This is a genomic window from Sulfitobacter sp. PS-8MA, assembly GCF_040933935.1.
In the GTDB taxonomy this organism is placed as follows: domain Bacteria; phylum Pseudomonadota; class Alphaproteobacteria; order Rhodobacterales; family Rhodobacteraceae; genus Sulfitobacter.
Genome location: NZ_JBFQYJ010000006.1, coordinates 848,048 through 871,827, shown reverse-complemented (window position 1 = coordinate 871,827; position 23,780 = coordinate 848,048). Strand labels below are relative to the sequence as shown.

Sequence of the window (23,780 nt, the reverse complement as noted above, 5' to 3'; positions counted from 1 at the left end):
GCTCAGGCCTCCCCGAAAAGGCCGGTGGGTTTGAACAACAAGACCCCCGCCATGAGAATATAGATCGACATGGAGGCGAGCGAGGAGCCGACCGACGTGGCCGCAGAGGCTTCCATGAAATTGGCGAAGAAGAGCGGCAGCAGCACCGAGCCGAGCGTATCCGTCAGCCCCACCAGCAGCGCCCCGATCAGCGCGCCCTTGATCGAGCCGATGCCGCCGATGACGATGACGACGAAGGCAAGGATCAGCACCGGCTCGCCCATGCCCACCTGGACCGACTGGATCGCCCCCACCAGCGCACCGGCGAGTCCGGCGAGCGCCGCGCCGAGGGCGAAGACCAGCGTGTAGAGCTTGGCAATGTCGACGCCAAGCGCCGCGATCATCTCGCGGTCGGCCTCACCCGCGCGGATCTGGATGCCGATACGGGTGCGGGCGATCAGCAGGAAGAGACCGGCGGCAATCGCCAGACCGACGCCGATGATGACGAGGCGATAGAGCGGATATTGGATGCCTCCCGGCAGCATCACCGGGCCGGAAAGGGCCGCCGGAATGTCGAGAAACAGCGGGAAGGAGCCAAAGAGAAACCGCGTGCCTTCGGAAAAGATCAGGATCAGCGCGAAGGTGGCGAGAACTTGGTCGAGGTGGTCGCGGTCGTAAAGCCTGCGGATCACCGTCATCTCGATCAGACAGCCCGCAAGTGCCGCCGCAGCCAAAGCCGCCACCAGCGCCAAGAGGAACGACCCCGTCGCCGCCGCCACCGCCGCCGCCGCAAAAGCGCCGACCATGTAAAGCGAGCCATGGGCGAGGTTAATGAGCCCCATGACCCCGAAGATGAGCGTGAGCCCCGCTGCCATTAGAAACAGCATGATCCCGGATTGGACCCCGTTGAGCACCTGTTCAATGAGCAGGATGAGTGACATTTGGCAAAGCCTCCCGGCGCGCCGGACGATGCCCGGCGTGAATGCATGGAAATGTCGGCCCCGACGGCTCGCCGGGGCCGCGCGGGATTACATTTTGCAGTCAGCCGCGTAGGCGTCCGCGTGGTCGGTCAGCGAGGGGCCGATGAGCTTGTTGGTGTAAACATCGCCCTCTTTCACCACTTCACGCACATAGTAATCCTGCACCGGGTGCTGGTTGTTGCCAAAGGAGAACTTGCCGCGCACGCTGTCGAAATCGGCTTCCTTCAACGCCGCGCCAAAGGCTTCGGCATCCGAGACATCGGCCTTCTCCATCGCGCTCAACAAGAGGTTCGCGGTGTCATAGCCTTGGCTCGCGTAGAGCGATGGCAGACGGTCGTATTCCTCCTGGAAGGCTTCGACGAATGCCTTGTTGGCTTCATTGTCGAGGTCCTTGTTCCACTGGCTTGTGTTCTTGATGCCAAGCGCGGCCTCGCCCACGGCTTGCAAGATGCCTTGGTCAAAGCTGAAGGCCGGGCCGACAACGGGCAGTTCGACGCCAGAGTTGGCATATTGTTTGAGGAAGGAAATCCCCATCCCGCCGGGCAGGAAGAAGAACACGCTGTCCGCACCCGAGGCCCGGATCTGCGCGATCTCGGCGGCATAGTCGGTCTGGCCCAGATCGGTATAGACCTCCCCCGCCGCCTCGCCCTCATAGGTGCGTTTGTAGCCGGTCAGCGCGTCCTTGCCCGCCGGGTAGTTCGGCGCCAGCATGAAGGTGTTCTCGTAGCCTGCGTCATTGGCATAGGCCCCTGCCGCTTCATGCAGGTTGTCGTTCTGCCATGCCACGTTGAAGTAAAGCGGGTTGCAGCCCTTGCCCGCCAGCGCCGAAGGACCGGCGTTGGGCGAGAGGTAGAATTTCCCCTGCGCCGTCGCCGCCGGCACCACGGCCATGGCAAGGTTGGACCAGATGATGCCGGTCATCACATCGACCTTTTCGGACTGGATCATCTTGTCGGCCAGTTGCACCGCGATCTCGGGCTTGCGCTGGTCGTCTTCGACCACGACTTCAAGGTTCTCGTTGCCGGCCATCTTGGTCGCCAGCATAAAGCCGTCGCGCACGTCGATGCCAAGACCCGCGCCGCCGCCCGAGAGCGTGGTGATCATGCCGACCTTCACCTTGCCCTCTTCGGCCCATGCGCCGCCTGCCGCCAATGCCGCGACCGAGGCCGCCATCACCAGTGATTTCATCTTCATTTCCTTCTCCCTTGGTTGGTTTGGGCCTCTTTGACGGGCCCGTTCTGTTGGGTCGTTCTGCCAGCTTAACGGCTGCGCCTGACACTGTCAGGTCACCCGCGCGCGGGTCTTGTATTTTTCCTTGTCCCAGAGGCGGTTCTCCATCACATCGCGGATGATCGCCACAGCTTTGGAGACATCCTCGGCGTCTATATAAAGCGGCGTGAAGCCAAAGCGCATGATGTCCGGCGCGCGGAAATCGCCGATCACGCCCCGGTCGATCACCGCCTGCATCGCGGCATAGCCTTCCTCGAAACGGAAAGAGACCTGACTGCCCCGCTCGGCGCTATTCCGCGGGCTGGCGAGGGTCAGCTGCGGCACATCGCGCTCGATCTCTTCGATGAACTGTTCCTGCAAGGCGATCGAGGCGGCACGGAGCTCTTGCATGTCGACGTCGGCCCAAAGCCCCATCGCCACTTCCAGCGCGGTCAGCTGGATCACCGGCGGCGTGCCCACGCGCATCCGCTCGATGCCCTGCCCCGGTTTGTAATCCAGATCAAAGGCAAAGGGCTGGCGATGCCCGAGCCAGCCCGCCAGCGCCGGCTGCACCTCATCCGCCAGATCGGGGCGCACATAGATGAACCCCGGCGCGCCCGGCCCGCCGTTGAGATATTTATAGGTGCAGCCCACCGCAAATTCGCAGTTGGAGCCTTCGAGATCCACCGGCAGCGCGCCCGCCGAATGCGCCAGATCCCAGATCATCACCCCGCCGCTGGCATGGGCGAGTTCGGTCATCGCCTTCATGTCATGCTTGCGGCCCGTGCGGTAATCGACTTCCGTCAGCATCACGGCGGCAATGTCTTCGCCAATCGCGTCCTTCACCTCTTCCGGCGCGACGCTGCGCAGCTCATAGCCCTGTTCCAACAGCCCGACCAAACCTTCGGCCATGTAAAGGTCGGAGGGGAAGTTCCCGGTGTCCGACAGGATCACCCGGCGCCCGGGGCGCAGTTTCACCGCCGCGGCCAGCGCCTGAAACACTTTGATCGACAGCGTGTCGCCCATGACGACCGAGCCTTCCGGCGCACCGACCACCCCGGCGACCATATTGCCCACCCGCGTCGGCTGCTCCATCCAGCCGGCCTGGTTCCAGCCCCGGATCAGCATCTCGCCCCATTCGGCCGTGATCATCTCCTGCACCCGTGCGGCGGCGGCTTTGGGCAGCGGCCCCAGCGAGTTGCCGTCGAGGTAGATCACCCCTTCGGGCAGAACAAACTGATCTTTTTTCAAAACAGACACTTACAGCGCTCCTCTCACATGCCAAAGCTCGGGGAACAGCTCCACTTCGAGCATTTTGCGCAGATAGGTCACCCCCGAGGTGCCCCCGGTGCCGCGCTTGAAACCGATGATCCGCTCGACGGTGGTGACGTGATTAAAGCGCCAACGGCGGAAATAGTCTTCGAGATCGACGAACTTCTCGGCCAATTCGTAGAGTTCCCAATGGGTTGTCGGGTCTTCATAAACCTTCTGCCAGAGCGCCTGCACCTCGGGTTTTGCCGCCCAGGCCCGTGGCTCGGGGCTGCCCGCGAGCGACGGCTCCCCCATCCGCGCGCACAAAAGGTCAATCGCCACCTGATAAAGGCTCGGCTGCTCCATCTCCGCCAGCAGCGCCGCATGGGGCTCCGGCGTATGTTCATGCAGTTTGGTCAGCGCCGCGATCCGGTTGCCGAGCAGGTATTCGATCAGACGGTATTGATAGGACTGAAAGCCAGAAGAGGCGCCAAGGTGCGGCCGGAAGACGGTATATTCGCTTGGCGTCATGGTGCGCAGCACGTCCCATGCGGAATTGAGCTGTTCAAAGATCCGCGCCACACGGGTCAACATCTTGAAACTCTGGCGCAATTCCCCAGCTTGCAGTGCCGCGCGACAGGCTGTCAGCTCATGGATCGCCAGTTTCATCCAAAGCTCGGATGTCTGATGCTGGATGATGAACAACAGCCCGTCATGCGCCATGTCGAGCGGGTTTTCCGTCGTCAGGATCTGATCCAGCCCAAGGTAATCGCCATAGGATTTATCCTTGGCAAAACTCATCTTTGCGCCTTTGGAGGCTTCGTCGAAAGTGCTCATTTGTCCTCTCTCAGCGCGAAACGCTGGATTTTCCCGGTGGCGGTCTTTGGCAGTTCCTTGAGGAACCGAATGTCACGCGGATATTTATAGGGCGCGATTGTCGCTTTAACATGATCCTGCAAGGTCTTGATCGTCAAGGCATCTTCCGCAGCCCCTTCGACCAGAACCACATGCGCTTGCACAATCGAGCCGCGCGCCTCGTCCGGGGCGGCCACCACGCCACATTCGCTGACGAAAGGATGGCTCAGCAGCGCCGCCTCAACCTCCGGCCCGGCGATATTATAGCCGGAACTGATGATCATATCATCGTTGCGCGCGGCAAAATGCAGATAGCCGTCTTCATCCATGGTGAAACTGTCGCCGGTGATGTTCCAGCCGTCCTTCACATAGTCCGCCTGCCTTGGATCGCCGAGATAGCGGCAGCCGGTCGGCCCGCGCACCGCCAGACGGCCCACTTCCCCGCGCGGCACCTCATGGCCCTCGGCGTCAATCACCCGCGCTTCATAGCCGGTGACCGGCCTGCCAGTACAGGCGGCGCGGTGGTCGTCGAAACGGTTGGAAATGAAGATATGCAGCATCTCCGTCGCGCCGATCCCGTCGAGCATCGGCTTGCCGGTCTTCTCCTGCCACTCATGATAGACCGGCGCGGGCAGCGTTTCCCCGGCCGAAACCGCAGCGCGCAGGCTGCTGAGGTCCGCGCCCTCTTCCATCGCCTGCAACATGGCGCGGTAGGCCGTGGGGGCGGTGAAACAGACGGTGGCCTTATACTTCTCGATGATCTCGATCATATTGGGCGGGCTGGCGGTTTCCAGCAGCGTCGCCGCGGCGCCAAAGCGGAGCGGGAAAACCGCAAGACCGCCAAGGCCAAAGGTAAAGGCCAAGGGGGGCGAGCCGACGAAGATGTCTTCGGGTGTCACGCCCAGCACTTCGCGGGCATAGCCATCCGCGATGATCAGAAGATCGCGGTGAAAATGCATTGTTGCCTTGGGGTTGCCTGTCGTTCCTGAAGTGAACCCCAGCAGGGCGACATCGTCCTGCGCGGTCTGAACCGCGTCAAACTGAACCGGCTTTTCCAGCGCCAGACGGTCCAGTTCTGCATCATGGTTGCTGGTGCCGTCAAAGCCCACCACGGTCTTGAGATATTTGGAGGATTTCGCACAGAGCGTCATCTCGTCCATCAAGCGCGTGTCGCAGAAAGCATGGCTGATCTCGGCCTTGTCGACCACCGCCGACAGCTCGCCCGCGCGCAGCATGGGCATGGTATTGACCACCACCGCCCCGGCCTTGGTCGCCGCCAACCAGCAGGCCACCATCGCCGGATTATTGGCCGAGCGGATAAGCACCCGGTTGCCGGGTTTCAACCCAAGGTCTTCGACCATCGCGCTGGCAAGGCGGTTGGTCCAATCCGCCAATTCCTTATAGGTCCGGCGGCGGCCGTTGCCGATCAGGGCGGTCCGGTCACCGAACCCTTTTTCGACCATGGAATCAGTAAGTTCAACGCCGACGTTCAAGCGCTCGGGATAGTCGAAACCGTCAAGGCTGAACTTTGGCCATTGATCCATCGGCGGCAGGTTGTCGCGGGTGAATGTGTCTTCATGTGCACTTTGATAAAGCTTCATCCCATGGCCCCCAAGGTCTGGCGTGCGATGACGACACGTTGCACGTCTGACGCGCCTTCGTAAATGCGCAAGGCCCTGATTTCGCGGTAAAGTCGTTCGACCGCCTCACCATGGCGCACCCCATCGCCGCCGTGTAATTGCACCGCCGTGTCGATCACCTTTTGCGCCTGATCGGTGGCAAAGAGCTTGGCCATGGCCGCTTCCCGCGTGACACGCGGCGCGCCGCTGTCCTTGGTCCAGGCGGCGCGGTAGACGAGCAGCGCAGCCGCGTCGACATTCAGCGCCATATCCGCGATATGGCCCTGAACCAGTTGCAATTCGCTCAGCGGTGCGCCCTGCACCTGCCGGCTGGTCACCCGCTGAAGTGCTTCGTCGAGCGCGCGGCGGGCAAAGCCCAGAGCGGCGGCGGCCACGGTCGAGCGGAAGACATCGAGCACCGACATGGCAATGGCAAAGCCGCGCCCCGCCCCGCCCAAAAGCGCCGAGCCGGGCAGTTTCACCCCATCGAAATGCAAGGTCGCCAGCGGATGCGGCGCCATGACGTCGAGGCGTTCCTCGACCTTCAACCCCGGCGTGTCGGCGGGCACGATAAAGGCCGACAGCCCCTTGGCGCCCGGCGCCTCGCCGGTCCGGGCAAAGACGGTGTAGACGTCGGCAATACCGCCGTTGGAGATCCAGGTCTTGCGCCCGTCGAGCACATAGCCGTCGCCCTCGGGCTTGGCGGTCATGGTGGAATTGGCCACATCCGAACCCGACTGCGGCTCGGTCAGCGCAAAGGCCGAGATCGCCTGCCCCGAACGGGTCTTGGGCAGCCATTCGGCCTTTTGCTCATCACTGCCGAAAAGCGAGATCGCCCCGGTGCCAAGCCCCTGCATCGCAAAGGAAAAATCCGCCAGCCCGTCATGGCGCGCCAAGGTTTCGCGGATCAGGCAAAGGCTGCGCACATCCAGCACCTCGTCGCCCTCCGCGCCGCTGTGGCGCAGCCAGCCGTCTTGACCCATCATGGTTACCAGATCACGGCACGCCCCGTCGGTGTCGCAGTGATCCACATTCTTCAGCTCCTGCCCGGCCCATTTGTCGAGCGCCAGCGCCAACTCCCTGTGGCGCGGCTCGAAAAAGGGCCAGTCGAGAAAACTTTTGTCAGCCATGGTTTATGCCTCCCCGCATAGTTTTCATTTGGCTTATTGTTCTTGGCTCAGTCCCCTTCGAAGACCGGGCGTTCCTTGGCGACGAAAGCGTTATAGGCGCGCTCGAAATCGCCGGTCTGCATGCAGATCGCCTGCGCCTGCGCCTCGGCCTCGATCGCCTGTTCGATCGACATCGCCCATTCCTGCGCCAGCATCGTTTTCGTCATCATATGCGCAAAATTCGGGCCTGCCTGAATTTTCTGCGCCAGCTTCAACGCTTCGTCTTCCAGCGTCTCCGCCGTCACCAGCCGGTTGTAAAAGCCCCAGCGTTCGCCCTCCTCAGCCGTCATGGCGCGGCCGGTATAGAGCAGTTCCGCGGCCCGCGTCTGGCCGATGATCCGCGGCAGGATCGCACAGGCGCCCATGTCGCAGCCGGCGAGGCCAACGCGGGTGAAGAGGAAGGCGGTCTTGGCCTCCGCCGTCGCCAGCCGCAGGTCCGAGGCCATGGCGATGATCGCGCCGGCGCCGACGCAGACACCATCCACGGCGGCGATCACCGGCTTGCCGCAGTTCACGATGGCCTTGACCAGATCACCGGTCATACGGGTGAAACGCAGCAGTTCCTTCATGTTCATCCGGGTCAAAGGCCCAATGATATCATGCACATCTCCGCCGGAGCTAAAGTTGCCGCCATTGGAGCCAAAGACCACCACATCGACGTCATCGGCATAGACCAGATCGCGGAACCAGTCGCGCAGCTCGGCATAGCTGTCGAATGTCAGCGGGTTCTTGCGGTCGGGCCGGTCGAGCCGCACGGTGGCGATCCGGTCTTTGATCTCGCACTGAAAATGTTTGACATCACTGCGCATTGCTATGTTCCTTTTCTTCCGTTTGGGCGGCGAAGGCCTGGAGGCGGTCCGCCATGGCGCGGGCGTCCTCAGCCGAGATGCCGCGCAGTTTTTCGTTGATCCACGCCTCATGGGCCTGCGCCTGACGCGCGAATTGCGCACTGCCCTCAGGCGTCAGCCGCAGCAGCATCGCGCGGCGGTCCCCCGGCACGGCGATACGCTCGACCAGCCCCTCTTCGCTGAGCCGATCCGCGATGCCGGTGACATTGCCATTGGACACGCGCAGCACCCCCGAAAGCTGGCTCATTTTCAGCCCCTCGGGGTGACGTGACAGGGCCGACATCACGTCGAAACGTGGCAGCGTCGTGTTATGCTCGCGACGCAGAATGTCGCGCAGATCCTGCTCCAGACCACGCACGACCTTCAGCAGCCGCAGCCAGAGACGCACACGATCCTTGGCCGCGTTGCTCAAACCTCGCCCCCTGAGAGCGACAGCGCATGGCCGTTCACCGCCGCTGCCGCGTCGGAGAGCAGATAGAGCGCGGCGGCCGCGACTTCGCCGGTGTCGACAAAGCGGTTCTGCGGGCTGGCGCGCTTCAGGATGGCGCGGGCTTCATCGGCGCTCTTGCCGGTGGTCTTAGTGATATTCTCGACCGAGCGGTCCAAGAGCGGGGTGTCGATGAAACCGGGGCAGATCGCGTTGACGGTGATGCCGGTGCGCGCCACTTCCAGCGCCAGCGCACGGGTGAGGCCGACGACACCGTGTTTCGCCGCGACATAGCCTGCCACATAGGGGTAGCCCTTGAGCCCGGCGGTGGAGGCCACGGCGATAAGCCGGCCCTGTTTTGCAGCTTTCATCTCCGCCAAAGCGGCCTGCCAGACGTTGAAGACCCCGGTGACATTGACCGCCAGCATGTCGCTCATGTCCTGCGCGGTGATCTTGTCGAAAGGCGCGGAATGGGCGGCGCCGGCATTGGCAATGACCCCGGTGATCGGGCCGTTCTCGGCCCGTGCGGCGGCAAAGGCCGCCTGCACGGCCTCCGGGTCAGTCACGTCGCAGGTCTGGAACGGCAGCCCCTGTTCGCGCAGCGGTCCCTCGCGGCGGCCCATGATGGTGACCTTTGCGCCGCTCTCGGCCACGGCGCGGGCAATCTCGGCCCCGACGCCGGAGCCGCCGCCGGTGATGACGATATGGCTCATACTTTCTCCATCTCCGCCGCGCGGTCTGCCAAGCGCCATGTCTGATCGCGGCCCGGGCCGTAAGGCAGCGGCCAATCGGCATGGCGGTCACCGATGGCAGCCGCGGCATGCAGCGTCCAATAGGGGTCGGCCAGATGCGGCCGGGCGAGGCAGACCAGATCGGCGCGGCCGGCCATGAGGATCGAATTGACGTGATCGGCCTCATAGATATTGCCCACGGCCATGGTCTTGATCCCGCCGTCGTTGCGGATGCGGTCGCTGAAGGGGGTCTGGAACATGCGGCCATAGACCGGCTTGGCCTGTTTCGAGGTCTGCCCCGCCGACACGTCGATGATATCGGCCCCGGCCGCACTGAACATCCGCGCGATTTCCACGGCTTCTTCGGGGGTTACGCCGTCTTCTTCAACCCAATCCGTGGCCGAGATACGCACCGCCATCGGCTTTTCCTCGGGCCAGGCATCGCGCATCGCTTTGAAGACTTCCAGCGGGTAGCGCATGCGGTTTTCCAGACTGCCGCCATATTCATCCTCGCGCTGGTTCGACAGCGGCGAGATGAAGGATGAGATCAGATAGCCGTGCGCCGCGTGCAATTCGATCATGTCGAAATTCGCGCGGTCCGCCATGCGGGTGGCCTCGACAAATTCATCGCGGATTTGGTCCATGTCCTCGCGGGTGGCGGCCTTGGGCACGGCGTTGCGCTCGGACCACGGGATCGCGGAGGCGGAGATGATCTCCCAATTGCCTGCTTTCAGCGGCGCGTCCATTTCCTCCCAGCCGACCTGCGTCGAGCCTTTGCGGCCCGAATGGCCAATCTGGCAGCAGATTTTGGCGTCGGTCTCGGCATGGACGAAATCGGTCAGGCGCTTCCAGGCGGCCTCATGCTCGGGCGCATAGAGGCCCGGGCAGCCCGGTGTGATGCGGCCCTGCGGTGAGACGCAGGTCATTTCGGTATAGACCAGCCCGGCCCCGCCTTTGGCGCGTTCGGCGTAGTGGATCAGATGCCAATCGGTCGGGCAGCCATCGACCGCCTTGTATTGTGCCATGGGCGAGACGACGATGCGGTTGTTGAGCCGCATGTCGCGCAGTTGAAACGGGGCGAACATCGGCGCGCGGATGGGGCCGTTGGTGTCGGCGCCTGCCTGTTCAAGGAACCATTTCTCGGCCCCTTCCAACCACTTGGGATCACGCTCGCGCAGGTTTTCATGGCTGATGCGTTGGCTGCGGGTCAGCATGGAGTAATTCAACTGCACCGGGTCGAGATCAAGATAGCGCTCCACATCCTCGAACCATTCGACCGAGTTGCGCGCTGCCGATTGCAGGCGCAGCACCTCAAGGCGGCGGGCCTCTTCGTATTTTTCAAAGGCGGTGCTGAGGTTCTTGTCGTCGGTGACATGTTTGGCCAGAGAGATCGCGGATTCCAGCGCCAGTTTCGTGCCCGAGCCGATCGAGAAATGCGCGGTGGCTGAGGCGTCGCCGAGAAGCACGACATTCTCATGGCTCCATTTTTCGCAGAGCACACGGGGGAATTTGATCCAGGCCGAGCCGCGGATATGGCTGGCGTTGGTCATCAGCTTATGCCCGTCGAGGTGGTCTTTGAAGATCTCCTCGCAGATCGCGATGGTCTCTTCCTGGGTCTTTTCGCCAAAGCCGTAGGCGTCAAAAGTGTCCTGGCTGCATTCCACGATGAAGGTCGCGGTGTCCTTGTCGAATTGATAGGCATGGACCCAGATCCAGCCCTTGTCGGTCTTCTCAAAGATGAAGGTGAAGGCGTTGTCGAACTTCTGATGCGTGCCGAGCCAGACAAAGGGGCAGCGGCGCACGTCGATGTCGGGTTTGAAACTGTCTTCGAACTCCATCCGGGTTTTCGAGTTCAACCCGTCGGAGGCGACCACCAGATCATAGTCATCCATATAGTCCGAGGCGGCTTTGACCTCGGTCTCGAATTGCAGGTTCACGCCCAGCTCGCGCGCCCGGTCTTGCAGGATCAGCAAGAGCCGCTTGCGCCCGATGCCGCAGAAACCATGGCCCGAACTGAGGATCGTGTTGCCCTTGTGATGCAGGGCGATGTCGTCCCAATAGGCGAAATGGCTGCGGATTTCGCGGGCCGAGACCGGGTCGTTGGCTTCAAGATTGTCAAGCGTTTCATCCGAGAGCACCACGCCCCAGCCGAATGTGTCATCCGCGCGGTTGCGCTCCAGCACGGTCACATCGGCATCGGGTTGACGCAGTTTCAGCGAGATCGCGAAGTACAGCCCCGCAGGGCCGCCGCCAAGACAGATTGCACGCATCGAAAATCCCTTCTGGTTCGGTTTGGGGGAAGCCTAAAACGGGTTTTGATTTCGTTCAAGGATAAATATTTCATGCTTAAAGCAATTCAGCGAAAGCGGGCTGAGGCGGGCTTGCGCATTGAACCCGGCGCGCCCGCGTCCTATGCCAGCCAGAGGTTTGGAGATGAAAGGCGACAGAATGGCAGAGCTGAGACAGGTAGACTGGCTGGCCGTGGAGTGGTTTGAGCGCCGCCTGTCGGTCTGGGCGATGCAGGGCGGCACGGCCTTGGAGGCCACCAGCGGCATGGTATCGGACGATGGGGAAGCGGGCTTCGACGCCGCGCTGGCCCAGCTTATCGCGCCTTGGGATCTGCCCGCGCGCCTGCCGGTCTTTGCCGCCGGGCTGCCGCTGTGGTCCGGTGCTGCCCCGCGGGCGGTGCCCTGCGATGCGGTGGCGGCAGAGACCGTGGCGCGGGCGACCGCTGCCTTTGATTTGCAGATCATCCCCGGCCTGCGACAGACCGCGCCGAGCGGCCTGCTGCAAGGGGCCGAGACCCGGATCGCGGGTTTCCTGAGCCTGAACAAGGATTGGGACGGGGTGATCTGCCTGCCAGGGGCCACGACCGCTTGGGCGCAGGTGAGCGCGGGCGAAGTGGTGAGCTTTCAGAATTTCCTGACCGGTGAGTTGATCGCGACGCTGGGCGATGGGCCAGCACCGGCTGACACCGCACTGGATGACACGGCCTTTGACGACGCGCTCAGCGATGGGCTGTCGCGGCCCGAGCGTCTGGCGGCGCGTCTGGCCTCGCTGCGCACGGAGCGTATGCTCGACACCCTGCCCGCCCCCACGGCGCAGGCGCAGCTTGCGGGGATATTGATCGGCGCGGAGCTTGCGGCGGCGCGGCCCTATTGGCTGGGTCAGTCCTTGGCGGTGATCGGGCCGGAGGCAGAGGCGCGCCTTTACATGCGGGCCTTGGGCCAACAGGGCGCCATGGTGACCGAGGCCGATGCCGCGCGCATGGCCTTGGCCGGGATTTCTGCGGTGCGCCGGGGGGAAGGCAAGGGCTGACCGCCCTACCCCTCAGTCCTTTTTGCGCATGTCCAGCGCCACGAGGTCTTCGAGCATGTCGAGCAGCTCTTCCATCCGCTCCTTGCCAAAGCGTGCTTCGAAATCCGCGAAAAGCGCGGCGGCGTCCTCGGCGTGGTCCTGCAGAATCTGACAGCCCTTGTCCGTCACCGTCACGATGGATTTGCGCCCGTCTTTCGGATCACTGGCGCGGGTCAGCAGACCTTCCTGCTCCATCGCGCGCAGCATTCGCGTCAGGCTCGGCAGCAGTAGACAGGTCGCCTGTGCCAGCGCGGTCTGCTCCATCGGGCCGGATTCGTCCAACACGCGGATCACCCGGAACTTCTGTTCGGAAATCCCGCTTTCGTTGAGGATTTCGCGGATCGGACCCATCACCCGTTCGCGCGCGCGCAGCAGGGCAATCGGCAGGGAACGGGCCGTGCGGCGCAGTGGGGGTTGGGTGGCCATTCTTGACGGGCTCCTGATCGCTACTTAACAAGTCAAAGGCCGCTCCAGATCGGTGCGGTATCAACAGCATATCCCCTGTGCGCGGAATCTTGAAGAGCAGAAGCGGGCGGCGGGGTCAGGGAGTGAGGGTGAGATGCGCCACGCGCGAGGGATGAACCGGTCTGAGGGGCTGCGATGAATTGGGAAGAGTTTCGCCACTGGGGCCGCCGCGCCGCCGATTGGGCCGCTGACTATCACGCGGGCCTGCGCAAACGCCCGGTGCGGGCGCAGGTGGCGCCCGGGGCGGTGCTCGCTGCCCTGCCCGACGCCCCGCCCGAAAGCGCCGAGGCGATGCAGGCGATTTTCGAGGATTTCGAGCAGACCATCATGCCGGGCATGACCCATTGGCAACACCCCCGCTTCTTTGCCTATTTCCCCGCCAATGCCGCGCCGGTCTCGGTGCTGGCGGAATATTTCGTCTCGGCCATCGCGGCGCAATGCATGCTGTGGCAGACCTCCCCCGCCGCGACCGAGCTGGAAACCCGCGTCTGCGACTGGATGCGTCAGGCGGTGGGGCTGCCGGGCGGCTTTACCGGGGTGATCCAGGACAGCGCCAGTTCCGCCACGCTCTGCGCGGTGCTGACCATGCGCGAACGGGCTTTGGCGTGGCAGGGCAACCAAGCGGGCCTGTCGGGCCAGCCGCGGCTGCGGGTCTATTGTTCGGCTGAGGTGCATACTTCCATCGACCGCGCGATCTGGATCGCGGGGCTTGGCGAAGACAATCTGATCCGCATCCCCACCCAAGGCCCGAACCGCGCCATGGATGTCGAGGCTTTGCGCGCCGCCATCGCCGCCGATCGTGCCGCAGGCCATCTGCCCGCCGGGATCATCGCCTGCACCGGCGGCACCAGTGCCGGAGCCAGCGATGACATTGCCGCGGTGATGGATCTGGCCGAAGCCGAAGGGCTCTACACCCATGTGGACGCCGCCTGGGCCGGGTCTGCCATGATCTGCCCCGAGTTCCGCACCCTTTGGGCCGGGGTGGAGCGGGCCGATTCCGTTGTGCTGAACCCGCATAAATGGCTGGGCGCGCAGTTCGACTGCACCACGCATTTCCTGCGCGCCCCCGAAGATCTGGTGCGCACGCTGGCGATCCAGCCTGAATATCTCAAGACCCATGGCGCGGATGGGATCGTGAATTACTCCGAATGGTCCGTGCCGCTGGGCCGCCGCTTTCGGGCGTTGAAACTGTGGTTCCTGATCCGCGCCCATGGGCTGGAGGGGCTGCGCGAGATGATCCGCAACCATGTGACATGGGCGCAAGCGCTGGCCGCGCGGCTGGAGACAACCGATGGGTTTGAGATCACCACCCCTCCGATGCTCTCGCTCTTTACCTTTCGGCATAGCCCTGCGGACACCCCAGACCTCGATGCGCATAACCAAGCGCTTTTGAACCGCATCAATGCCGACGGCCGCATCTATCTGACCCAGACCCGCATCGACGGCGCGCTGGTGATCCGTTTTCAGGCCGGCGCATTCACCGCCACGGCAGAGGATGTGGCTATGGCCTATGAGGTCATCACGGAACTGGCGGGGGCCGCCCCTAGGGCGTGATCAGCGTCACCCCCGGCATGGCGCGGATAACCTCGACATCCGCGTCATAGGCCGCGGTCATCTCAGCCACCAGATCTTCGGTCCACCCGGGCATGTCGATCTCTTCCTCGATCTCGTCTTCCAGCGCGAATTTATCGAGAAAGGCCGTGATCACCCGGCGTTTTTGCACCTCGGACATGTCCGGATGCGAACGCAGATAGGCCCGAAACCGCTGCATTCCCTCGGCAGACATGATCGCATGCAAGAGGTCAAACGCGCCCTTGATCTTGGTCTCCGAGGCGAGCCCGGCCATCTCGCGGATCAGCTCTGCCCAGATCAACGGGGCGTCTTCATTGCACCAGACGGTGATCGGCATCTCCGGCGCGGTCTCCCGTATCTGGGCGATGGTCTCGGACCAGCGCAGATCCTCCGGCCCCCTATCGCCCCAGCACCCTTCGGGGCTTTGATCGGCGGCTTTTTCAAACAGCATCGGCACCAGCGTCGCCGGGTTGCGGATCGCCATAAAGACGCGGATCTCATCCTCGGGAAACAGCCGTGCCATGCGCCGCATGCGAACCGGGGCGGCCGGATAGAGCATGCCGTGACGCAGGGCCGTGGCGGGCGAGCGAAAGAAGTTGGCGTCCGACAGGATCACCCGCTCGGCCCGCCCCTCATCGAGAATCGCATCCAGCAAAACATCGCGCGCCACTTCCGACGGCTCGGTCTTATGCATCGCGTTCAACGTGTCGCGAAACAGGGTGCGATAGGTGCTCGGCCCCGGCACACGGACCCCGGCTTCGGCAAATTCATCCTGATTGCGCAGCAAACACTTCAGCAGCCGCTCGTCTTCGGTGAAATGAACGCCAGTATGCAAAACGAGCTGCATGATTTTCCGATCAACTGTCCAAACCTGTGGGCTAAATAGCCCGTCGCGCAGCCCGTGTAAAATCCGAAAGAAAAGCGCATTTCCCCTCTTGCACCCCCGCGTGGGTTTCTCTAAATGAGCCCTCAGTGCCCCTATAGCTCAGCTGGTAGAGCAACTGATTTGTAATCAGTAGGTCCGCGGTTCGAGTCCGTGTGGGGGCACCACTTTTTCCACTTATCTATTTATGCAGGCTGGCTTTTTTGCCGCCCGATCTGGCGTGCCGCTGTGTGGCGATGCGCGAGAGAATGGGCCCCAGTGGCAATCCGCGTTTCGCGAAGGGCCGCCGGCAACGACCAGCACAGCCCTCTCAAAGTTCCTTCCAAAGCCCTTCTAAAAACGCCATGAATTCTGCCTCGGGTTGCTGGCGTTTGGGCAGCGACAAAAGCGCGTCGAGCGCGACCTAATAGGCGTCCATCTCAGCTATGGGGCGGGGCTTCCCCACTTCGTCGTTGTCATTGAAGAAGGGACTGCGCCCGGTGACATCGTTTAGATACTCATGGATCGGCACGAACCTCTCCGCCAAAAAGCTGCGCGCCTCCTGACCGAAGACGTTTACCGATTGCAGGCGACGGAATGGTGGGATTGCTCGCTCGAGACGCTGGCAGCCCTCAGCTAGCGCCCGCCCCCGGGCCCGCCGCCCCCCGCATAAAAAATGTCAGAACCCTCTTGACCCTCCAGTGACTGGAAGCCCCACATAGGGGGCAACTTAATGGAAGGGGTCCAAGATGGATGACCGTATATCGCTGACTTTTGGCGTGGAAAACATGAGCTGCGCCTCCTGTGTAGGACGGGTGGAAAAGGTGCTCGGCACCCTTGATGGGGTGCAGGCAGCGCAGGTTAATCTTGCGACGGAAAGCGTGACCCTTCGCGCGGCCCCGGGGTTGGAGACCGCGAGGTTGTCCGACGCCTTGGCGCAGGCCGGCTACCCGGCCCGGCTCGTCACCCGCCGGTTGCAGATCGCTGAGATGAGCTGCGCCTCCTGCGTGGGGCGGGTGGAACGCGCGCTTCTGGCTGTGCCGGGCGTGGTCTCGGCCCATGTGAACCTCGCCACGGAAGAGGCGCAGGTGCAGATGTTTGACCACCCCGATATGCTAAGCGCCGTGCAAGCGGCGGCGGCCAAAGCCGGCTATCCGGCCTCGATCGACAGCGGGGACACGCCGGTCGAGGACAGCGCCGCGCGCAAGGAGGCCGAAACCGCGCATCTGAGGCGCAATACGCTTCTGGCTGCCGTGCTGACCCTGCCGGTTTTCATTCTGGAGATGGGGGGGCATTTGATCCCCGCCTTTCACCATTGGATCGGCGCGACCATCGGGATGGAGACATCCTGGTTCATCCAGTTCATCCTGACCACCGTGGTTCTGGCCGGTCCGGGGCGGCATTTTTATCTCAAGGGTTTTCCCGCCCTGTCCAAAGGCGCGCCGGATATGAATTCGCTGGTGGCGCTTGGCTCGGGCGCGGCATGGCTCTTTTCGGTCACCGCGCTCTTCGCGCCTGCGCTGCTGCCCGAAGGCAGCCGGGTTGTCTATTTCGAAGCCGCGGCGGTGATCGTGACGCTGATCCTGCTCGGGCGCTTTCTTGAGGCCCGCGCCAAGGGCCGCACCGGGGCGGCGATTGCCAAGCTGATCGGCTTGCGCGCGCGCAGTGCACGGGTGGAGCGGGAGGGGGAAATCACCGAAATCCCCGTCGAAGAGATCGTCGCGGGCGACATCATCCATCTGCGCCCGGGTGAGAAGATCGCCACCGATGGGGTGGTGGTGCAAGGTCAGTCCTATGTCGATGAAAGCATGATCACCGGCGAGCCGGTCCCGGTCGAGAAGGCCGAAGGCGCGGATGTGGTCGGCGGCACCGTCAACGGCACCGGCAGCCTGACCTTCCGCGCGACCAAAGTGGGCGGCGATACCATGCTGGCGCAGATCATCCGCATGGTCGAAGAGGCGCAGGGCGCCAAGCTACCGATCCAGGATCTGGTGAACCGCATCACCCTGTGGTTCGTGCCTGTGGTGATTGTCGTGGCGCTGGTGACTTTTGGCGCCTGGCTGGCCTTTGGCCCCTCGCTGAGCCATGCGCTGGTGGCGGCGGTGGCGGTGCTGATCATCGCCTGCCCCTGTGCCATGGGTCTGGCCACGCCGACCTCGATCATGGTCGGTACCGGGCGGGCGGCGCAACTGGGGGTGCTGTTCCGCCGGGGCGATGCTTTGCAGACCCTGCATGAGGTCAAGACCGTGGCCCTCGACAAGACCGGCACGCTGACAAAAGGCCAGCCGGAACTGACCGATATCACCCCTCTGAACGGGTTTACCGAGGCCGAGGTCTTGCCGCTGATCGGCGCGGTTGAGGCGCGTTCAGAACACCCGATCGCGCAGGCGATCCTGCGCCGCGCCGAACGTGCCGGCCCCCTGCCCGACACGCTGAGCGATTTCCAGTCGCACACCGGCTATGGTGTCAGCGCCGTGGTTGCAGGGCGGCAGGTGACCGTGGGGGCCGACCGTCTGATGACCCGCGACGGCATTGATCTGGGCGATGCGGCCCAGATTGGCGCGGGCTTTGGCAAGGCGGGTAAGACGCCGCTCTTTGCCGCGGTGGACGGCAGGCTCGCCGCGGTGATCGCGGTGGCAGACCCGGTGAAACAGGGCACGCCCGAAGCGATCGAGGCGCTGCATGAACTGGGGCTGAAAGTCGCGATGATCACGGGCGACAACCAAGGCACCGCCGATGCCATCGCCGCGGGTCTCGGCATCGACCGGGTGGTGGCCGAAGTCCTGCCCGATGGCAAGGTCGCAGCCATCGACAAGCTGGAGGCCGAAGCGGGCCCCGTGGCCTTTGTCGGCGATGGGATCAACGACGCCCCGGCTCTGGCGCAGGCGGATGTGGGGCTGGCCATCGGCACCGGCACCGATGTCGCAATCGAGGCGGCGGATGTGGTGCTGATGTCGGGCGACCTGCGCGGCGTGGTCAGCGCCATTGACGTGAGCCAGCGCAGTATGCGCAATATTCAGCAGAACCTCTTTTGGGCCTTTGGCTACAATGTGCTGCTGATCCCGGTCGCCGCGGGGGCGTTTTATCCGCTGACCGGCTGGCTGCTGTCACCCGCGCTGGCGGCTGGCGCCATGGCCCTGTCGAGCGTCTTTGTCCTCAGCAACGCGCTGCGCCTGCGCTGGATCACCCCGCCGCTGGCCGAGCGGACCGAGACCCAGCCGGCGCTGCCCGCCACCCCCGTCGCCGCAGAATAGGAGCGTCAGATGAACATCGGAGAAGTTGCAGAGCGCACCGGCCTGCCCCCCAAGACCATCCGCTATTACGAGGATATCGGGTTGGTCAAACCGCTGCGCGACACCAATGGCTACCGCGCCTTCCGGGAAAGCGAAATGCACAAGCTCGCCTTTCTCGGGCGGGCCCGGACCCTGGGGTTCAGCATTGAGGATTGCCGCAACCTGCTGGCGCTCTGGGAAGACAGCAACCGCGCCAGCGCCGATGTGCGGGCGATAGCCAAGGAGCATCTGGCGCAGATCGAAGCGAAGATCCGCGACCTGCAAGAAATGCGCGACACGCTCAGCACTTTGGTCCGGGATTGCGCGGGGGATGATCGGCCAGATTGTCCGATCTTGAAAAGCTTGGGGACCGAATACGCCTCTGAGCGGCGTTCGTAGTCCCCGGGGGGTGGCGCCCCGCATGGAACGCCACCCTGCCCCTTAGGTGTTCGTGTTCAACCGATCCACGATACTATGCGCCGTGACCGTGCCGATCTGGGCGCCCTTTTCCATCACCGCAATCGCCGTCTCCGGGTCGCGCAGCCGGTCCATCAGATCGCGCACCGGGCTTTCCGCCAGCGCCTCGCCCTCGGTCGGGATATCCTCCACCGGGCCCATGACATCGCGGGCGGTTAACACCTCAAGCGGGTTCATATTGGCCACGAATTCCGCCACATATTCCGAGGCCGGGCGCGAGAAAATCTCGCGCGGGGTGCCGATCTGCACGATGCGGCCGCCCTCCATGATGGCGATGCGCCCGCCGAGCTTGAAGGCTTCGTCAAGGTCGTGGCTGACAAAGATGATCGTGCGTTTCAGGTCGCGCTGAAGGGCCAGAAGCTCGTCTTGCAACCTCGTGCGGATCAAAGGGTCGAGCGCCGAAAACGGCTCGTCCATCAGCAGGATCGGCGCTTCGGTGGCAAAGGCACGGGCAAGGCCCACGCGTTGCTGCATCCCGCCTGACAGTTCGCCCACCTTGCGGTCGGCCCAATCGCCCAGCCCGACCAGTTCCAACTGCCGCTCGGCCCGTTCCAACCGCTCGGCTTTCGGCACATTCGACAGCTCCAGCCCAAGCGCCACATTGTCGCGCACCGTCCGCCAGGGCAGCAGACCGAACTGCTGGAACACCATCGAGACGCCCTCGCGCCGGACCCGCCGCAACTCGGCAGCATTGCTGCCGTGGATGTCACACGACCAGCCTTCGGCATGGACATGCACCGTGCCGCGCACCATCGGGTTGAGCCCGTTGACCGCCCGCAGAAGCGTCGATTTGCCGGAGCCGGAGAGGCCCATGAGCACGAGGATCTCGCCATTCTCTACGCTCAGCGAGCAATCATGCACGCCCAGCACCTGCCCGGTCTCGGCTTCGATCTCGGCGCGGCTCTGGCCTTCGTCCATCAGCGGGAGGGCTTTCTCCGGCTTGTCGCCAAAGACGATGGACACATTGTCAAATTCTACTGCTTTACTCATTTCCGCCCCACCCGCAGGATACGGTCGAGCATGATCGCCACGACGACGATCACCAACCCGGATTCAAATCCCAAGCCCGTGTTGACTTGGTTCAAGGCCCGCACCACCGGCACGCCCAGCCCGTCGGCGCCCACCAGCGCCGCGATCACCACCATCGACAGCGACAGCATGATGGTCTGGTTCAGCCCGGTCATGATCTGCGGCAGCGCATAGGGCAGTTCAATCTTCCACAGGGTCTGGCGCGGCTTGGCGCCAAAAGCCTGGGCGGCCTCAAGCAGTGCTTTCGGCGTCGAGGAGATGCCGAGCTGCGTCAGCCGGATCGGCGCGGGCAGCACGAAGATCACCGTGGCGATCAGACCCGGCACCATGCCGATGCCGAAAAACACGATCGCGGGGATCAGATACACAAAAGTCGGCAATGTCTGCATCAGGTCCAGGACCGGGGCCACCCAGGCATAAAGCCGGGGCCGATGCGCCACCGCGATGCCGATGGGAACCCCCACGCCCATGCAGACCACACAGGCCGAAAGCACAAGCGTCAGGCTCTCGGTGGTCTCTTCCCAATAGTCTTGATTGAGGATGAACAAAAACCCCAGCACCACGAAGATAACGGTTTTCAGGTTGCGCTGGATGGCAAAGGTGATCAGGGCGAAAATCGCGATGATGATCAGCGGATGCGGGGTTTGCAGCACCCAGAGGATCGCCTCAATCAGCCATTCCATGGCGTCGGACAGCCCGTCAAAGAACCACGCCCCGTTAATTTGCAGCCAGTCCAGCGCGTCTTCGGCCACATCGGCCACGGGGATCTTGTTTTCGGTCAGCCAGTCCATGTTCGTCCTTCAGGCTAGGAGATTTGGGCATGAGAATGCCCGCCCCAAAGCGCGGGGCGGGCCGATTTCATCATGTCGCGGGGATCACTTCAGCGCAGCGACGGCGTCCATCGCATCGCCGCCGTCCACGGTGGTCACACCGTCAAGCCAAGTGTCGAGCACCTCGGGGTTCTCCTTGATCCAGGCGGCCGCGGCCTCTTCGGCCTCTTCACCGTCGTCAAGGATCGCGCCCATGATCTCGTTTTCCATCTCAAGCGAGAACTCAAGGTTGTTCAGGAATTTGCCAAGGTTCGGGCATTCCTCGACAAAACCGGCGCGGGTGTTGGTATAGACTGTCGCACCGCCCAGATCGGGGCCAAAGTAATCATCGCCACCTTCCAGATAGGTCAGGTCAAAGTTGGCGTTCATCGGATGCGGCTCCCAGCCGAGGAAGACCACAGGCTCTTCCTTGCGCGAGGCCCGCTGCACCTGTGCCAACATGCCCTGCTCGGAGGATTCGACGACCTCGAAGTCCTTAAGGTCAAAGGCATTGTCGTCGATCATCGACTGGATCAGCCGGTTGCCATCGTTGCCCGGCTCGATGCCGTAGATCTTGCCGTCCAGCGCATCGCGGTTGGCGGCGATATCGGCGAAGGTCTTGATGCCCATGTCGGCGGCGGCCTTGTTCACAGCCAGCGTATATTTCGCGCCTTCAAGGTTGGCGCGCACGGTGTCGACGCTGCCTTCTTCGCGGTATTTGGCGATATCGCCTTCCATCGTGGGCATCCAGTTGCCCAGAAAGATGTCAATGTCGCCCGCAGCCATGGAGGTATAGGTGACCGGCACGGCGAGGATCTTGGTCTCTGTGTCATAGCCCAGAGCGTCGAGCACGACGGAAGCGGCGGCGGTGGTGGCCGTGATGTCAGTCCAACCCACGTCGGAGAAAGTGACTTCGCGACACTCGGCGGCAGCGAGCGAGGTCGCGGCGAGCGTCGCCAGAATGGAAGTCGAAAGCAGTTTTTTCATTGATGTTCTCCCCAGAGAAGTTTTTATTGACTGATGGGCCAATCAAAAAGCATCAGCCCCGATATTGCAACCGGATTAATGGTGCCAATCTAAAGCAGCCCATGGGCCAATACCAATAGTTTTGCTCAGATCACTCCCGCCGGGCCTGCGGCGGGCGCAAAACCGGCGTGACGTTTTCATCGGCGCCGGGCTCTGGCGTGGCGTCGGCTGACGGTGGCGCGGCGGCGTCGGGGGCGGGCTCTGCGGGCATCGCATCAGCTGTATCCGCCCCGTCGGCGGCGGGGTCTGCGGCCCCCGCAGCGGCGGTTTCATCCTCTTGCCCGGCCTCGGCCAGCGCAGCCGCAGAGGCGGCGGCGCCGCCATAGGCCGCCCTGATCCCCGCCTGGGTGCCAGGGCCATAGTCGCCGTCGATCGCCCCATCATAGAACCCGTTCTGCGCCAGTTTGCGCTGCAAAGCCTTGCGGGTCTCGCTGTTGAACAGGCCCGGCTCGTCGACCATCAGGTCCAAGAGCGTCGCATCCCCGCCCCGCAGAGCGCGGTAGAGATAAAGCGCAGCATCCGGCGCGCCGCGCTCCGGCACCTTGCCGTCGTCAATCATCGCGGCATAGTTGAACATCGCCGCCGGGTGGCGCCGGTCGGCGGCGCGGCGGAAGTAGTCGCGCGCCAGATCCGCATCCGCCGCCTGCCCCAATTCGCCTTGCAGATAGATAAAGCCCAAATCGTTCAACGCCGGGGCATAGCCCTCTGCCGCCGCCTCTTCATAAAGCGTCAAAGCCCGGTCTGCGTCCTGCGTGACCCCGGTGCCCTCTTCATAGAGCTGCGCCAATAGGTAGCGCGCCTCGGGAGAGCCAGCCTCAGCCGCATCGGCCAGATCGGTGGCGGCGGCGTCCGGGTCGTAGCGGGGATCATCCGGGTCCAGCCGCAGATAGGCCGACGCCAGCAAGGCCCGCGCATCGCCTTGCCGCGCCAAGGCCATGAGCACGGCCCCCTGCCTCTCATCCAAGGCCGACCACTGGCGGCGCGGGTCGCTGTCGATCCGGGAGGGCGGCCCGGCGTCTTCACTGGGGGCAAGGAAGTAGGGCGTGACCTCTAGGTCGCCAAACCGGCGCAGGGCAAGATCGCCGCCGCTGCGGCTGCGCAGATCGGCGCGCAGCGCATCCAGCATCACCGAAATCTCGACATCCGGCTGCGTGAACGCCTCGATCAGCGCCTCGACAAAAACCCCCGGCCCCTCTGCGCCGCTGTCACAGGCCGCCGTACCGCCCGCGGTCAGAACCAGCGTGCCGTCGCGCGGCGCGGGCGGGCTCAGCGGGGCGGCGCTGGCCACAGGCGCGGCGTGGCAATTGTCGAGGATCACCAGCCGCATCTGCCGCGCCTTGCCCGCCGCGCGCAGCACGCGCGGCAGTGCCACGCCCGCGTCGCGCAGGGCCGCTGCCGGGGCCAAGGGGCCATCTGTGGGGATCAGGTAGTTTTCCCCGCCTGCCGACAGCTGATGGCCGGCATAGTAGATCACCGCCATCTCGGCGGTCTCGGCGCGAAAGGCAAAATCGGACAGTGCCTGTTTCAGCGTGGCACCCGGGCTGTCGATCAGCGTGGTCACCTCAAACCCCAGATCCTCCAGCGCCGCGCCAAAGGCCCGCGCATCGCGGCGTGGCCCGTCAAGGTCTGGCGCCTGCGCATAGTCGCCAATGCCAATCACCAGCGCCGCACGCTCCTGCGCCAAGGCCACGAAGGGCAGGCAGCAAAGCAATATGATCGAGGCAAAACGCATAGGCGGGCTCCTTTCATTCTCGCGCGGCGGCGGGGGCATTTCTGCCCGGTCAAAAGTTAACCTATGATATTGCCCAAGGGTTTCCACCATTTGCACAAAGCAATTCGGCCG

Annotated in this window: 20 protein-coding genes and 1 tRNA gene; 5 read left to right on the top strand and 16 right to left on the bottom strand. The window is 63.6% G+C overall.

Annotated elements, in window-relative coordinates:
* Positions 1 to 2 precede the first annotated feature (2 nt).
* The 10 genes from AB4M76_RS08160 to AB4M76_RS08115 all read right to left on the bottom strand — a co-directional run bounded on the left by AB4M76_RS08160 (position 3) and on the right by AB4M76_RS08115 (position 11,338).
* Complete coding sequence (locus AB4M76_RS08160; protein ID WP_368441318.1) at positions 3 to 920, bottom strand: branched-chain amino acid ABC transporter permease; 918 nt, start codon at positions 918 to 920, stop codon at positions 3 to 5.
* Positions 921 to 1,007: 87 nt separating this feature from the next.
* Positions 1,008 to 2,153: an ABC transporter substrate-binding protein gene (locus tag AB4M76_RS08155; protein WP_368441316.1), complete on the bottom strand. Its 1,146-nt coding sequence runs from the start codon at positions 2,151 to 2,153 to the stop codon at positions 1,008 to 1,010.
* Between the two features lie 87 nt (positions 2,154 to 2,240).
* Positions 2,241 to 3,428 carry a kynureninase gene (kynU, locus tag AB4M76_RS08150; RefSeq protein WP_368441315.1) on the bottom strand — a complete coding sequence of 396 codons (1,188 nt, stop codon included), beginning with the start codon at positions 3,426 to 3,428 and terminating at the stop codon, positions 2,241 to 2,243.
* Positions 3,429 to 4,256 carry a tryptophan 2,3-dioxygenase gene (locus AB4M76_RS08145; protein ID WP_368441314.1) on the bottom strand — a complete coding sequence of 276 codons (828 nt, stop codon included), beginning with the start codon at positions 4,254 to 4,256 and terminating at the stop codon, positions 3,429 to 3,431.
* Positions 4,253 to 5,875 (bottom strand): AMP-binding protein, encoded by a 1,623-nt coding sequence (locus AB4M76_RS08140; protein ID WP_368441313.1) that lies wholly within the window; start codon positions 5,873 to 5,875, stop codon positions 4,253 to 4,255. The genes AB4M76_RS08145 and AB4M76_RS08140 overlap by 4 nt, the downstream gene beginning before the upstream one ends.
* A complete protein-coding gene (locus tag AB4M76_RS08135; protein WP_368441312.1) occupies positions 5,872 to 7,023 on the bottom strand; it encodes an acyl-CoA dehydrogenase family protein in 1,152 nt (383 codons plus the stop codon). The genes AB4M76_RS08140 and AB4M76_RS08135 overlap by 4 nt, the downstream gene beginning before the upstream one ends.
* A gap of 47 nt (positions 7,024 to 7,070) precedes the next feature.
* The gene (locus AB4M76_RS08130) at positions 7,071 to 7,871 is read right to left on the bottom strand and encodes an enoyl-CoA hydratase family protein (RefSeq protein WP_368441311.1); all 801 of its coding nucleotides are present in this window, start codon (positions 7,869 to 7,871) and stop codon (positions 7,071 to 7,073) included.
* The gene (locus tag AB4M76_RS08125) at positions 7,861 to 8,322 is read right to left on the bottom strand and encodes a MarR family winged helix-turn-helix transcriptional regulator (RefSeq protein ID WP_368441310.1); all 462 of its coding nucleotides are present in this window, start codon (positions 8,320 to 8,322) and stop codon (positions 7,861 to 7,863) included. The genes AB4M76_RS08130 and AB4M76_RS08125 overlap by 11 nt, the downstream gene beginning before the upstream one ends.
* Positions 8,319 to 9,050, bottom strand: coding sequence for an SDR family NAD(P)-dependent oxidoreductase (locus AB4M76_RS08120; RefSeq protein WP_368441309.1), 732 nt, complete (start codon positions 9,048 to 9,050; stop codon positions 8,319 to 8,321). Before AB4M76_RS08120 ends, AB4M76_RS08125 begins: the two co-directional genes overlap by 4 nt.
* On the bottom strand, positions 9,047 to 11,338 hold the full coding sequence (locus AB4M76_RS08115; protein ID WP_368441308.1) for a bifunctional salicylyl-CoA 5-hydroxylase/oxidoreductase: 2,292 nt from the start codon (positions 11,336 to 11,338) through the stop codon (positions 9,047 to 9,049). The genes AB4M76_RS08120 and AB4M76_RS08115 overlap by 4 nt, the downstream gene beginning before the upstream one ends.
* Positions 11,339 to 11,516: 178 nt before the next feature.
* On the opposite strand from AB4M76_RS08115, the gene AB4M76_RS08110 reads away from it, so the two are divergent.
* Positions 11,517 to 12,386, top strand: coding sequence for a 2-dehydro-3-deoxygalactonokinase (locus tag AB4M76_RS08110; RefSeq protein WP_368441307.1), 870 nt, complete (start codon positions 11,517 to 11,519; stop codon positions 12,384 to 12,386).
* A 12-nt stretch (positions 12,387 to 12,398) separates the two neighbouring features.
* On the opposite strand, the gene hpaR is transcribed toward AB4M76_RS08110, so the two are convergent.
* On the bottom strand, positions 12,399 to 12,851 hold the full coding sequence (gene hpaR, locus AB4M76_RS08105; protein ID WP_368441306.1) for a homoprotocatechuate degradation operon regulator HpaR: 453 nt from the start codon (positions 12,849 to 12,851) through the stop codon (positions 12,399 to 12,401).
* Between the two features lie 174 nt (positions 12,852 to 13,025).
* On the opposite strand from hpaR, the gene AB4M76_RS08100 reads away from it, so the two are divergent.
* On the top strand, positions 13,026 to 14,444 hold the full coding sequence (locus AB4M76_RS08100) for an aspartate aminotransferase family protein (protein WP_368441305.1): 1,419 nt from the start codon (positions 13,026 to 13,028) through the stop codon (positions 14,442 to 14,444).
* Here AB4M76_RS08100 and AB4M76_RS08095 read toward each other — a convergent pair.
* Positions 14,434 to 15,309, bottom strand: a complete 876-nt coding sequence (locus tag AB4M76_RS08095; protein WP_368441304.1) for a hypothetical protein — start codon at positions 15,307 to 15,309, stop codon at positions 14,434 to 14,436. The two genes, AB4M76_RS08100 and AB4M76_RS08095, sit on opposite strands and share 11 nt — an antisense overlap.
* A gap of 127 nt (positions 15,310 to 15,436) precedes the next feature.
* On the opposite strand from AB4M76_RS08095, the gene AB4M76_RS08090 reads away from it, so the two are divergent.
* The 3 genes from AB4M76_RS08090 (at position 15,437) to cueR (ending at position 18,995) form a co-directional block, all read left to right on the top strand.
* Positions 15,437 to 15,512: transfer RNA gene (locus AB4M76_RS08090), tRNA-Thr, on the top strand.
* A gap of 561 nt (positions 15,513 to 16,073) precedes the next feature.
* Entirely contained in the window at positions 16,074 to 18,578 is a 2,505-nt protein-coding gene (locus AB4M76_RS08085) for a heavy metal translocating P-type ATPase (protein ID WP_368441303.1), read from the top strand.
* Positions 18,579 to 18,587: 9 nt separating this feature from the next.
* Positions 18,588 to 18,995 (top strand): Cu(I)-responsive transcriptional regulator, encoded by a 408-nt coding sequence (cueR, locus tag AB4M76_RS08080; RefSeq protein WP_368441302.1) that lies wholly within the window; start codon positions 18,588 to 18,590, stop codon positions 18,993 to 18,995.
* A gap of 42 nt (positions 18,996 to 19,037) precedes the next feature.
* Here cueR and choV read toward each other — a convergent pair whose 3' ends face one another.
* The 4 genes from choV to AB4M76_RS08060 form a co-directional block, all read right to left on the bottom strand.
* Positions 19,038 to 20,063, bottom strand: a complete 1,026-nt coding sequence (gene choV / locus AB4M76_RS08075) for a choline ABC transporter ATP-binding protein (protein ID WP_368441301.1) — start codon at positions 20,061 to 20,063, stop codon at positions 19,038 to 19,040.
* Positions 20,060 to 20,893 (bottom strand): choline ABC transporter permease subunit, encoded by an 834-nt coding sequence (gene choW, locus AB4M76_RS08070; RefSeq protein WP_368441300.1) that lies wholly within the window; start codon positions 20,891 to 20,893, stop codon positions 20,060 to 20,062. The genes choV and choW overlap by 4 nt, the downstream gene beginning before the upstream one ends.
* Before the next feature lie 84 nt (positions 20,894 to 20,977).
* The gene (locus tag AB4M76_RS08065; protein WP_368441299.1) at positions 20,978 to 21,898 is read right to left on the bottom strand and encodes a choline ABC transporter substrate-binding protein; all 921 of its coding nucleotides are present in this window, start codon (positions 21,896 to 21,898) and stop codon (positions 20,978 to 20,980) included.
* A 130-nt stretch (positions 21,899 to 22,028) separates the two neighbouring features.
* Positions 22,029 to 23,669: a caspase family protein gene (locus AB4M76_RS08060; protein WP_368441298.1), complete on the bottom strand. Its 1,641-nt coding sequence runs from the start codon at positions 23,667 to 23,669 to the stop codon at positions 22,029 to 22,031.
* Between the last annotated feature and the right edge of the window lie 111 nt (positions 23,670 to 23,780).

Coding starts and splice junctions, on each gene's coding strand:
- AB4M76_RS08160 (WP_368441318.1), bottom strand. CDS start 920: ATGTCACTCATCCTGCTCATTGAACAGGTGCTCAACGGGGTCCAATCC.
- AB4M76_RS08145 (WP_368441314.1), bottom strand. CDS start 4,256: ATGAGCACTTTCGACGAAGCCTCCAAAGGCGCAAAGATGAGTTTTGCC.
- AB4M76_RS08110 (WP_368441307.1), top strand. CDS start 11,517: ATGGCAGAGCTGAGACAGGTAGACTGGCTGGCCGTGGAGTGGTTTGAG.
- cueR (WP_368441302.1), top strand. CDS start 18,588: ATGAACATCGGAGAAGTTGCAGAGCGCACCGGCCTGCCCCCCAAGACC.
- AB4M76_RS08085 (WP_368441303.1), top strand. CDS start 16,074: ATGGATGACCGTATATCGCTGACTTTTGGCGTGGAAAACATGAGCTGC.
- AB4M76_RS08120 (WP_368441309.1), bottom strand. CDS start 9,050: ATGAGCCATATCGTCATCACCGGCGGCGGCTCCGGCGTCGGGGCCGAG.
- AB4M76_RS08140 (WP_368441313.1), bottom strand. CDS start 5,875: ATGAAGCTTTATCAAAGTGCACATGAAGACACATTCACCCGCGACAAC.
- AB4M76_RS08095 (WP_368441304.1), bottom strand. CDS start 15,309: ATGCAGCTCGTTTTGCATACTGGCGTTCATTTCACCGAAGACGAGCGG.
- AB4M76_RS08135 (WP_368441312.1), bottom strand. CDS start 7,023: ATGGCTGACAAAAGTTTTCTCGACTGGCCCTTTTTCGAGCCGCGCCAC.
- AB4M76_RS08100 (WP_368441305.1), top strand. CDS start 13,026: ATGAATTGGGAAGAGTTTCGCCACTGGGGCCGCCGCGCCGCCGATTGG.
- AB4M76_RS08060 (WP_368441298.1), bottom strand. CDS start 23,669: ATGCGTTTTGCCTCGATCATATTGCTTTGCTGCCTGCCCTTCGTGGCC.
- choW (WP_368441300.1), bottom strand. CDS start 20,893: ATGGACTGGCTGACCGAAAACAAGATCCCCGTGGCCGATGTGGCCGAA.
- choV (WP_368441301.1), bottom strand. CDS start 20,063: ATGAGTAAAGCAGTAGAATTTGACAATGTGTCCATCGTCTTTGGCGAC.
- AB4M76_RS08065 (WP_368441299.1), bottom strand. CDS start 21,898: ATGAAAAAACTGCTTTCGACTTCCATTCTGGCGACGCTCGCCGCGACC.
- hpaR (WP_368441306.1), bottom strand. CDS start 12,851: ATGGCCACCCAACCCCCACTGCGCCGCACGGCCCGTTCCCTGCCGATT.
- AB4M76_RS08115 (WP_368441308.1), bottom strand. CDS start 11,338: ATGCGTGCAATCTGTCTTGGCGGCGGCCCTGCGGGGCTGTACTTCGCG.
- AB4M76_RS08130 (WP_368441311.1), bottom strand. CDS start 7,871: ATGCGCAGTGATGTCAAACATTTTCAGTGCGAGATCAAAGACCGGATC.
- AB4M76_RS08155 (WP_368441316.1), bottom strand. CDS start 2,153: ATGAAGATGAAATCACTGGTGATGGCGGCCTCGGTCGCGGCATTGGCG.